Genomic DNA, 10,530 nt, shown 5'->3' on the forward strand with positions numbered 1-10,530 from the left:
ACAAAAATAGGAGGATGTGGCTTAACTTTGACAAAAGTCCCTAAATGCTTCACCCACAACCTGTAAAAACAGTCCCTTTGCTCCATCCTATTTTCGAAGAAAAGAGAATAGAAGTAAGTATGTTGAGACTGGACCAGGTCCACTTTTCTGTACCGGGAAACAAATTTTTTAAACTCAAATACAATCTGGAAGAAGCCAAAAATCAAGGTAAAACTACCATTCTGACTTTTGGAGGTGCTTTTTCAAATCATATCCATGCTTCAGCCGCAGCAGCTAGGAACCTTGGTCTGAAATCCATCGGAATAATCCGTGGAGAAGACTCAGACAAAAGTAACCCGACGCTAGCTTACGCCCGTGGGCAGGGCATGCATCTGTATTTCATCTCGAGAGACGAATACAGAAGGAAGAATACCGAGGAATTCATTGCCAAGCTAATGGGCACTTTTGGCGATTTCTACTTGATTCCAGAGGGAGGCACCAATCCTCTTGCGATCAAAGGAACCTCTGAAATCCTGACCGAGCAGCACCAAGAATACTCCCATATTTGCACTTCAATAGGAACTGGAGGAACCTTAGCTGGCTTGGCCCAAAGCCTTCGGCAAGAGCAAATCCTAATCGGATTTTCATCCTTGAAAGGTGAATTTATCCTTGAAGAAATTCAACAGTTAATGGTAAGAAATTCCATTCAACCTCTTGGCAAACTGGAAATAAACACAGCTTATCATTTTGGGGGTTATGCAAAATGGACTTCTGAATTGATTGACTTTATAGGTTGGTTTTGGAAGGAATTTGGAGTTCCTCTTGATCCCATTTACACTGGAAAAATGGTGGCTGGTTTTTTTGACTTGGTACAAAAAAATCATTTCTCAGAAGGTTCAAAGATTTTACTGATCCATACAGGGGGACTACAGGGGAATGCTGGTTTCCACCATCAGACCGGGATCCGTCTTCCTAGTCTTTGATCGTGAAAAAATCTTCTGTTTCCTGTGGGTGAATGGTCAGAACATTGGCGGCAACCAGTCTGACTAGGGTTTTTGAAGCCAAGAAAAACGGAATTCCTGCCAGTTTGGAATACTCCTTCATGGTGATTTTTCCTTTTTCACCCAGGGCTTTCATCAGCACTTCCTCCTTTTTCCCATAGGTGAATACGACGTCTTCTGGGGTTCTGCTTTTCTTCAGCACTTCCCACACTTCTCGACTAGCCTGCACGCTGCGATCCGCTACTCGGATAAAAGACTGCTTTTTATCACCTGTTTTTAGATAATGTGGACGATCGGGACTCAATGGTATCCTAAAAACAGCCACCCCCTTTTTTTCGGTCAGCTTAATGGTGAATACTTCAAAACTCAAAGCAGGAAAAATCAGCTCCCGAATCGCCTTTTCCATCACAAAAATCTCTTCCTCTATAAACCGTTGCCCGCTGACAGTCCCGTCGTCATCGACTCCAATAAGCAAGTCTCCACCTTCTGTATTTGCCAAAGCAATGACTTCCCGGACAATTTTCTCCGGATAGGCTGCCTTTTTCTTAAATTCAATGCGGAGCCCCTCGCCTTTCGCGGCCAAGGATTTGACTTCTTGGAGGGTCATGAGTGGGTTGGTTTAGATATGGGTCATTTGCCAGGCCCCCGATTCAACTCCTCGAGGCGTTTTTTCTGTGCTTGCCACTCGTCTCTCAACCGTGCTGCTTCCATGAAGTTTAACTCTTTGGCAGCTTTTTCCATTTGTTTTTGAGTCTGTGCGATGAGCTTTTCCAGTTTATCCTTGCTGAGGTATTGCACCACCGGATCTGCAGCGATTTCCATTTCGCCCGGCATTGGTTCGGCATATACCTTGGCATTTTTCTTAGAATCAGCGACTTTAGTTTGCCCCATGATTTTGTCCCGAGACTTGATGACTGTCTTCGGTGTAATGCCATGCTCTTCATTGTAAGCCATCTGCAGGGCTCTTCTTCGCTTGGTTTCGTCTATAGCCGCCTGCATAGAATCTGTAATTTGATCCGCATACATGATCACACGTCCTTCCGAGTTTCTCGCAGCGCGGCCAATGGTTTGCACAAGGGAGCGCTCATTTCTAAGGAAACCCTCTTTGTCTGCATCCAAAATGGCTACTAATGAAACTTCAGGCAAATCCAAGCCTTCTCTCAACAAGTTTACCCCAACCAATACGTCAAAAATTCCCAATCGAAGCTCTCTCAAGATTTCTACCCGATCCAGAGTTTTTACCTCTGAGTGAATGTATCGTGACTTAACTCCAGCGCGTTCGAGATACTTTTGAAGTTCCTCCGCCATTCGTTTGGTGAGCGTGGTAACCAAAACCCGTGCATCTGTTTTGATGGTTTGATCGATTTCTTCGAGAAGATCGTCAATTTGATTTTGACTGGGTCGCACCTCGATGGTAGGATCGAGAAGACCTGTAGGCCTGATAATCTGCTCAACCACGACCCCTTCGGTCAGGGCCAATTCATAATCTGCCGGAGTCGCCGACACATAGATCACCTGATTGGCCAACTGCTCAAATTCATCAAACTTTAGCGGTCGATTGTCCAAAGCTGAGGGCAATCGGAATCCATAATCCACCAAGTTCACTTTGCGGGACCGATCTCCTCCCCACATCGCCCTGATTTGAGGTACCGTTACGTGACTCTCATCGATAACCAACAAGTAATCATCCGGAAAATAGTCCAATAGACAGAATGGGCGTGTACCGGGTTTTCTCCGGTCAAAATACCTGGAGTAGTTTTCCACTCCTGAGCAATATCCAAGCTCACGGATCATTTCCAAATCAAATTCGGTCCGCTCCTGAAGCCGTTTAGCCTCCAAAAATTTGCCTTCTTTTTCGAAAAAATTGAGCTGTGCTACCAGATCATCCTGGATTTCATGAATGGCAGTTTCGATCGTGTCTCTTCCGGTGACAAACAGGTTCGCAGGGAAAATGGAGATGATCTTTTCATCCGAAAGTTTCTTTCCTGAATCCGGTTCCACCCGCTGAATGGCCTCGATTTCATCACCCCAAAAGAAGATACGATAAGCAAAGTCGGCATAAGCCACAAAAATGTCTACGGTATCCCCTTTCACTCGAAAGGTTCCGTGAGTCAAATCCTGATGGGTACGGCTGTAGAGAATATCTACCAGTTTGAAAAGCAACTGATTTCTTGGGATTCGGTCCCCTTCTTGTAAGCGAATCACATTTTTCCCAAACTCTTCCGGATTGCCGATACCATAAATACAGGACACAGAGGCCACGACAATCACATCCCTTCTCCCAGACAATAAGGATGAAGTGGCGCTTAGGCGAAGTTTCTCGATCTCTTCATTGATGCTGAGGTCCTTTTCGATATAGGTACCTGAGCTGGGGATGAAAGCCTCGGGCTGGTAATAGTCGTAATAGGATATGAAATATTCGACCGCATTTTGAGGGAAAAATTGCTTGAATTCCCCATAAAGCTGAGCAGCGAGCGTCTTGTTATGACTCAAAACAAGCGTGGGACGCTGAGTCTCTTGGATCAGGTTGGCAATGGTAAAGGTTTTACCCGATCCTGTTACTCCAAGGAGAACCTGCGCAGGCTCACCCGCCCGTACCCCTTCGGCCAATTCTTTGATGGCCTGTGGCTGATCTCCGGTGGGTTGGTAATCTGAGGTGAGTTTGAATTCCATGACTTATTCCAACACCAAATGGTAGCATAAAGGTTTGGCCAAATTACAAATCATGATGCTTTTTGAGCCAGCCTCTCCAAGTTATAGAAAAGGAAATTAGCTCTGAGCAAGATGATCAGAAATAGAGGGACTAGCGATGGATGAAAAGTCTGCATTCCAGTAATCCATATCACCAGGGCCAAAGATGTCGCAATCAAGACACCAAGCAGATACTTGGAAATCCAGGCTTTGGTAGGGTTTTTTACCAAGGCCCAAGCCAAGGCCAAGTGACCCGGAAAAGCCCAGAGAATATTCCAGTTCCAAAGGGTAGCGGAATGATCGGTCAAAAACCAAAGGAAAGCAACCACCACACCGATCAATCCAAGCAGACTGAAGAGTGCCACATCCAATCCTTTATATAATTTTCCCCTGCGAAATCCTAAAAAAGTCACCAATCCATACCCCACTGCTAATACCCAAAATACAACATAGGGATTCAGAAGTCCAATTGACTTTTCCTCTTCGGGATATTCCAAAATCACCCGTGTCTCCTTCACCAATGGACGGCTGGGGCCATCTCCTACGATGGTTGCTTTTGCAAAAGCTTGCTCCATGTAATCCGGTAAAAACTGCTTTTCTCGCTCGGTGGCATTGCGGTCAATCACAGCACCCAACGCCAAATCAATCCCTAAATCAGCCCAAGGCAAAAGATAGACAAACTCATCAATGAGGGTACGAAACGTCTTCTCTTCGGTAACCACTGAGTCATTCCAAACCAGCTGCTTACCAATCGCTATCTCAAAGGCATCCCTAACTTTAGTCGCGCAGTTATTGAAAAAGAAATCATACTTGTAGAACCTTCTCGCAGGATCATAGAGTGCATCCAAATGCTGTACAAGAAGATCCTTTTGATCCAAGCTCATATTGAGGACTTGTTCGGTCACTCCCCTTTTATAGTAATCATATTCGATGATAAAGCGATCATAGGTCGTGACGCTTAGCATATAGTTCAACTTGCCCGTGGCAAACTTGCCGTAGAAGTTTGGAGTATCAAAGTCAAAGGTGCCAAAGTTAAAAACCATATCACGACCCTCTGAACCAATCTCCCTCACCCGGATGGCGCTGTGGCCAAAGGAAGAATAAAGCTGATCTCCAGGCTCACAGGTAAGAAGGCTAATTTCATAAAACTGGGCTTTGGCAGGAGCTAAACCCATGATTATCAGAAAAAAAATAAGCAGACCTATTTTATTTTTAGTCATCATTTTTTATTTTCAACTACTTTTTACAATACAATTTTTATGCTTTATTCTGGTTTTTTACTTTGCTGGGTAGCATTTTTTACCTGCCGAATATACAGGATATTCTTGGCAGTTGTAATTACCCTATTGACCATTGGAAATGCCTTTTGCCAAGAAATCGGAGCTTATAAAACTGTGGCAACAGGTGATTTTACCAACCTCGGGATTTGGGCAGTTTGGAATGGTTCGGGATGGGTTTCTGCTTCGGTAAAACCGGGAATTGCCAATGATATCTACATTGACCAAAGTCACACCTTACGCCTCATAGGAAATGAAGAAGTCAAAAGCGTTTTTATCAATGCAGAAACTGGAGCAGGCCAAAAATTAAATCTCAATGGATTCAATCTGGATGTTTACGGTACACTTCAAGCTTTCACCGGTCCTGCACCTGGTATTGCCGGCAATGCTTGGAACAGCCAAAATTGGATTGGCAACTCGCCAACAAGCACACTCACTTTCAAAGGAAGCAGCAGGACGATTGTTGACCGAAACAGCTGGAGTGCCCAAACTACACAAAGCCGATTTGGGGTAATTTTTGATCCGGGATCCGGTGTAGAACTTATCGTAAATGCACCCATGAAAGCACTTTCCTTTACAGTAAGGTCAGGAACAGTAATCCAAAGACTAGATAACTCCGTCAATCCGGCAGTATGTCACACGTTTTCCTTCAACACCGAAACTACTGTTTATGGGACTGGGCCTTATGGGGTGTTTACCATTGAGGATGGAGCAACTCTGATTTCTGAATGCAACTCAAACCTAATTAACAGATCCACAAGCGGGAGTGTGAGTGCACTGAATTTTGATCTTCAAAATGGAGGAAATTTGATCTTGGAAGGAAATGCTCCAAGGATTGAATCTGCCAATTTTCAACTGAATGGCAACTTGATTTTCAGGGGAGGAGCTGCTCCAAAAACATTTCTTGCCAGTTCATTCCCAGATGCTGCGACCCCAAATTCGGTCAGAAATGTAGAACTACGAAGTAACCAAAACCTCACATTGCCTACCCAACTTTTTCTGCTTGGCAACTTAATCAAATCGGGAGCGGGAAATATCAACTCTCTAAATACCCATTTAATCATTTTCGGCTCAGGCAACCAAGAAATCCAAGGATTCCCGTTAGTCACACGCGATCTCACCTTGAATAAATCAGGGGGTATCTTTTACCCTAGAAACCACCTGTCCGTCGAACGAAATCTAACCCTATCGCAAGGGCGGATGGATTTACAAGGAAACCATCTCAATATTAACACTTCACTTTTAGGAGGAATTACATATTCTGGAGGCAGTTGGCGAAATGTGGGAAATCTCACGCTATTCGGGCTTCCGACAACTCTGACCGCTAGCAATGCCAGTTTTCCATTTGAAGATGTGCTCAACGGAGGGATTCGAAAAATCCAGCTCTTGGGACCCTCTCCGGGAGGATCCATCTCGATCAAGTTTTTGGAATACAAAGGCGCCAACCATGATCCAAATTTCAATGACACAGACGGCACGCCTATTTTGTACCAACTTTACAGCCACTTTCAATTTTCCGGATTGACACCAAGTGCTCAGACTGTCGAACTCCGGCTATCTGCAGCTGACCTGATTGTGGACAATGTGGATGACCTTCGGATCGTCGGTACCGGCCAACCTGCTCCAGGATCTCACCTTCCTGGGTCAGATGCCAGTCTACTTTGGGCTAGAAGATCACTGACTTGGAATGAACTTTCAGGTATGAATTTTACTATAGGCAGCTATCGAGAGTTGACGATTCTTCCCGTGACTTGGCTTGGTCTTGAAGTGATGACCAAAAAAGAAGGAAATCTGATCCAATGGAGCCTCAGTCAAGAAAAGGGGAATCTTCTTTTTGAAATTTATAGGAGTAAAAAAGGCTCAATTACTTGGGAAAAAATCGCTTCGATCGGGTCAAATGGCGATTCAAATGAGGCCATCACTTACACCTACCTCGATGAGCAAAGCAATCGATTTGAAGCTTATTTTTACCGAATCCGACAATTAAGCTTGGACGGAACCGAATCCTGGAGTTCGGTCGCAAGAGCATTTTCTGCAACCGGAGAAAAAGAAGGGACTATTTTTCCAAACCCATATCAACATGGCCCTTTACAGATATATTTTCCTGAAGAGGACACACAATTCCTCGGTCTTAAGATCTCCAGTCCTGAAGGGAAGATCCTCATACAGCAGAAGGTCCTCGAAGAAATTCCCGAGCAAATGATGTCAACTCTTCCTTCAGGAGTCTATTTTATTCATCTCGAATTTTCTGATCGACTGGTTACCAAACGCTTCATCAAGCTTTGACTCCGATGGTGATGGAAAAATCGAAGGTATTTCCTCATTTTTCCTAACTTTCTTCAGTAACACCAAACCCAACCTATGACCCTATTTCTTGTATTGATCAGCATTGCGCTTCTTGTATTGCTGATCGTTTGGGCCAAGCTCAATCCCTTCCTTTCCTTTATGATCTCCGCTATAGCAGCAGGGCTGATGCTTGGTCTTCCGGCAGATCAGGTAGCCAAATCCATTCAAAAGGGAATGGGAGCGCTACTGGGTGATTTGGTCATTGTGATTGTGACAGGTGCCATGTTGGGAAAGCTTGTGGCAGAAAGTGGCGCAGCGCAGCGCATTGCGGGTTTTTTGATGCGATTCTTTGGAGAAAAGTACATCACTTGGGCCATGGCCTTTACCGGATTGATCGTAGGGATACCGCTTTTTTATAATGTAGGATTCGTTCTCTTGGTGCCTTTGGCATTCACGGTTTCGTATCAATACCGTCTTCCCGCTGTGTACGTAGGCATGCCTTTATTGGCTGCGCTCTCGGTCACCCATGGATTTTTGCCTCCACACCCATCCCCTGCCGCCCTAGTGGCCCAGTTTGGCGCGAATATGGGTTTGACACTTCTTTATGGATTTATCATTGCCATTCCGACCATCATTATTGCTGGACCTCTGTTCGCACCTTTTTTAAAGGGAATACATTCCCAACCCTTGAAGACTTTTCAGGTAGATCCCAAACCAGAGTCCGAATTGCCTGGAATAGGGAACAGCCTTTTCACTGCACTTTTGCCGGTTTTATTATTGATCGGAACGACCATTTTGAGCTTCAGCATTCCAAAAGAGGATCCACTCAGTCCCTTGGTTACTTTCATCGCTGACCCGGGAATCGTCATGCTGGTTTCTCTTTTTTATGCCACCTTTTCCCTTGGATTGAAAAGAAATCAAACCATGACCCAACTCATGGAAGTGTACACTGCAGCGACCAAGGATATTTCGATGATCCTGCTCATCGTAGCAGGGGCTGGAGCACTGAAGCAGATATTTACCGATACTGGAGTAAGCCAAACAATTGCCGATGGGCTGAAAACTTGGGAAATGCATCCATTACTATTGGCTTGGTTGATCACTTCCGTGATCAGAGTCTGTGTAGGATCTGCAACTGTAGCAGGATTGACCACCGCGGGGATTATTGCCCCACTGGTTACGACAATGAATGTAGATCCAAATCTGCTTGTCTTATCCATCGGAGCGGGCAGCTTGATGTTTTCCCATTTCAATGACGGGGGATTTTGGATGTACAAGGAATTCTTCAACGTCAGCATCAAAGACACCATCAAATCATGGTCGCTTATGGAAACCATCGTAGCCGTTGCTGGATTGGTTGGAGTTTTAATTCTTGATCTCTTTATTTAAAAATCAACTCATTACTTACTATGCAAACCCCCGAACTGAATTTTGAAAAATTGGGCCTTGTCCTGCCTCCTGCCCCAAAACCACTGGGAGTGTACAAGCCCTGCCTCATAGATGGCAAATACCTTTACCTCTCCGGCCATGGAACTGTGAAACCGGATGGCAGCTTGATCATCGGAAGAATAGGTGAAGACATGGACATCGATCAGGGCAAGTTGGCGGCACGCCAAGTAGGCTTAGCCATGCTGGCTACGATCAAAGCCAACATCGGATCTCTCAATAAGATCAAGCGAGTGATTAAGGTATTGGGCATGGTGAATTGTGTGCCTTCCTTCGAAAGGCACCCCTATGTAATCAATGGATGCAGTGAGCTATTTGCTGCCGTTTGGGGGGAGGAAAACGGAATAGGAGTGCGATCCGCCGTTGGAATGGGCTCCCTTCCGGATAATATTCCTGTAGAGATAGAAGCCCTTTTCGAGCTGTTTTAAAATAAGAAATTAGGGATTAACCAGTGTCTTATAGGATTTAAACAGTCCGAGCACATCGCGGACATAGTTGACTGCGATGTGCCCTTTGGCAAAACCACTTTTTACGACAGGATCCCTATAGTACTCAGGATCACTTTTTAGACTTAGGTATAAGGCTACTTCAGACCATGTTTGGGTATTTTTCCCATATTTCAAGGTCAGTCTCCAAGCATCTTCCACGTGTCCCTGACCAATATTATAGGATGCAAGAACAAACTTGACTCGCTCATTCGTTTCAGGCACTCGCTCGATCCAGAATTTATCCAGATACTGCAAGTACTTGACTCCACCTTTCAGAGATTGAACAGGGTCATTGGGATTGGTCACCCCAAATCGCTCCAAAGTCACAGGCATCAATTGTAATAATCCTTCTGCACCCGCATAGGATAAAGCGGTGGTATCAAAACCAGATTCCTTAAAGACCAATGCAGCTAACAATCTCCAATCCCAGCCTAACTCCTTGGCACTTTCCTTTATGATGTCATCATAAACTGATATTCGATTTCCCCCCAAAGAGGAATATGGACTGTTGGTTCGGTAAAAATTGTTTTTGGGAGTCAGGAAATACTTGGTATATAAATCAGGGATAAATCTTTTCTTTTTATCCAAAATCCAAGAATCAATAGCCTCAAGGAGCATGGGAGAATTTTGTCTTACAGCCCAAGCGACAGAGCCTTCTTGAGCTACCTCGTTTGAAATATCCAAACCTTCGTAATAGGTCTTATTGGCCTGAGCAATGTTTTTGTCAGCAACTGTCCATTTGATCTCCCCGTCAGAAACCAAATCGATGAGGGTTTCTTCGTGTTCCGGTGACTCCATAATTACAAAGTCCAAGTCTAAGGAATCACGAACCTTTTCCAGTTGGCTCTGGTAGACCGTGCCTTTTCTAACAAAAATGGTATCAGAACCCATTTCAGCCCAGGATGCTGATTTTGAGGCCATGCCAACCAATACAGTACTCATGGATCCAAGCGACTGGGTGAAGTGTACTATTTCGCTACGTTCCTCATTTTGCTCAAGATTCATCGCTATGAGGTCTACCTTTCCCTCTTCCAAAAATTCAAATGACTGATCAATATCAGATACGACTATAAACTCGATCTCGACTTCGAGTCTCTTTCCAAGATCCCTAAGTAATTCAAATTCATAGCCCATTCTTCTGCCACGGTAGATGTAATAGCTGGTAGAATTGTTATCGACGGCTGCTCGAAGAATTCCTCTTGCCTTGATTCCATCCAAATCCAAGACATAAGGATCTTTAAAATGCCTCTCCAGGAAAGTGCACTGAACTCCAAAAAGTAATAAAACTAAAATCGAGAACAGAAGTGTTAAGGCTCTTTTCATTCCGACGGGGTAATCCCCGGATGGTACAGAGCGGAATTG

At 44.6% G+C, this 10,530-nt stretch carries 8 protein-coding genes; 4 read left to right on the top strand and 4 right to left on the bottom strand.

Features of this window, described 5'->3' with window-relative positions:
- The first annotated feature begins 44 nt into the window (after nucleotides 1-44).
- Nucleotides 45-962 (top strand): 1-aminocyclopropane-1-carboxylate deaminase/D-cysteine desulfhydrase, encoded by a 918-nt coding sequence (locus tag ACFPIK_RS06500; RefSeq protein WP_377913442.1) that lies wholly within the window; start codon nucleotides 45-47, stop codon nucleotides 960-962.
- Here ACFPIK_RS06500 and ACFPIK_RS06505 read toward each other — a convergent pair.
- Genes ACFPIK_RS06505 through ACFPIK_RS06515 form a run of 3 tightly spaced genes read right to left on the bottom strand, consistent with a single transcriptional unit; the run spans nucleotide 952 to nucleotide 4,846 of the window.
- Complete coding sequence (locus tag ACFPIK_RS06505; RefSeq protein ID WP_377913444.1) at nucleotides 952-1,587, bottom strand: AlbA family DNA-binding domain-containing protein; 636 nt, start codon at nucleotides 1,585-1,587, stop codon at nucleotides 952-954. The two genes, ACFPIK_RS06500 and ACFPIK_RS06505, sit on opposite strands and share 11 nt — an antisense overlap.
- 23 nt (nucleotides 1,588-1,610) lie before the next feature.
- Nucleotides 1,611-3,653: an excinuclease ABC subunit UvrB gene (gene uvrB, locus ACFPIK_RS06510; RefSeq protein WP_377913446.1), complete on the bottom strand. Its 2,043-nt coding sequence runs from the start codon at nucleotides 3,651-3,653 to the stop codon at nucleotides 1,611-1,613.
- A gap of 50 nt (nucleotides 3,654-3,703) precedes the next feature.
- A complete protein-coding gene (locus ACFPIK_RS06515; RefSeq protein WP_377913448.1) occupies nucleotides 3,704-4,846 on the bottom strand; it encodes a lipoprotein N-acyltransferase Lnb domain-containing protein in 1,143 nt (380 codons plus the stop codon).
- A gap of 150 nt (nucleotides 4,847-4,996) precedes the next feature.
- Here ACFPIK_RS06515 and ACFPIK_RS06520 point away from each other — a divergent pair, with 150 nt between their 5' ends.
- The 3 genes from ACFPIK_RS06520 to ACFPIK_RS06530 all read left to right on the top strand — a co-directional run bounded on the left by ACFPIK_RS06520 (nucleotide 4,997) and on the right by ACFPIK_RS06530 (nucleotide 9,108).
- Nucleotides 4,997-7,234, top strand: a complete 2,238-nt coding sequence (locus ACFPIK_RS06520; protein WP_377913450.1) for a T9SS type A sorting domain-containing protein — start codon at nucleotides 4,997-4,999, stop codon at nucleotides 7,232-7,234.
- A 75-nt stretch (nucleotides 7,235-7,309) separates the two neighbouring features.
- Complete coding sequence (locus ACFPIK_RS06525; RefSeq protein WP_377913452.1) at nucleotides 7,310-8,623, top strand: gluconate:H+ symporter; 1,314 nt, start codon at nucleotides 7,310-7,312, stop codon at nucleotides 8,621-8,623.
- A 20-nt stretch (nucleotides 8,624-8,643) separates the two neighbouring features.
- Nucleotides 8,644-9,108 (top strand): RidA family protein, encoded by a 465-nt coding sequence (locus tag ACFPIK_RS06530; RefSeq protein ID WP_377913453.1) that lies wholly within the window; start codon nucleotides 8,644-8,646, stop codon nucleotides 9,106-9,108.
- Between the two features lie 9 nt (nucleotides 9,109-9,117).
- Here the strand turns inward: ACFPIK_RS06530 and ACFPIK_RS06535 are convergent, their stop codons facing one another.
- Nucleotides 9,118-10,491, bottom strand: a complete 1,374-nt coding sequence (locus ACFPIK_RS06535) for an MltF family protein (RefSeq protein WP_377913455.1) — start codon at nucleotides 10,489-10,491, stop codon at nucleotides 9,118-9,120.
- Nucleotides 10,492-10,530: the final 39 nt, after the last annotated feature.

The sequence above is a fragment of the Algoriphagus aquatilis genome (genome assembly GCF_042657405.1).
In the GTDB taxonomy this organism is placed as follows: Bacteria; Bacteroidota; Bacteroidia; order Cytophagales; family Cyclobacteriaceae; genus Algoriphagus; species Algoriphagus aquatilis.

What these genes read in the sequence shown, in the direction of transcription:
- ACFPIK_RS06515 (WP_377913448.1), bottom strand. Translation starts at nt 4,846, where the DNA reads ATGGGTTTAGCTCCTGCCAAAGCCCAGTTTTATGAAATTAGCCTTCTT.
- ACFPIK_RS06530 (WP_377913453.1), top strand. Translation starts at nt 8,644, where the DNA reads ATGCAAACCCCCGAACTGAATTTTGAAAAATTGGGCCTTGTCCTGCCT.
- ACFPIK_RS06535 (WP_377913455.1), bottom strand. Translation starts at nt 10,491, where the DNA reads ATGAAAAGAGCCTTAACACTTCTGTTCTCGATTTTAGTTTTATTACTT.
- ACFPIK_RS06505 (WP_377913444.1), bottom strand. Translation starts at nt 1,587, where the DNA reads ATGACCCTCCAAGAAGTCAAATCCTTGGCCGCGAAAGGCGAGGGGCTC.
- ACFPIK_RS06525 (WP_377913452.1), top strand. Translation starts at nt 7,310, where the DNA reads ATGACCCTATTTCTTGTATTGATCAGCATTGCGCTTCTTGTATTGCTG.
- ACFPIK_RS06500 (WP_377913442.1), top strand. Translation starts at nt 45, where the DNA reads ATGCTTCACCCACAACCTGTAAAAACAGTCCCTTTGCTCCATCCTATT.
- uvrB (WP_377913446.1), bottom strand. Translation starts at nt 3,653, where the DNA reads ATGGAATTCAAACTCACCTCAGATTACCAACCCACCGGAGATCAGCCA.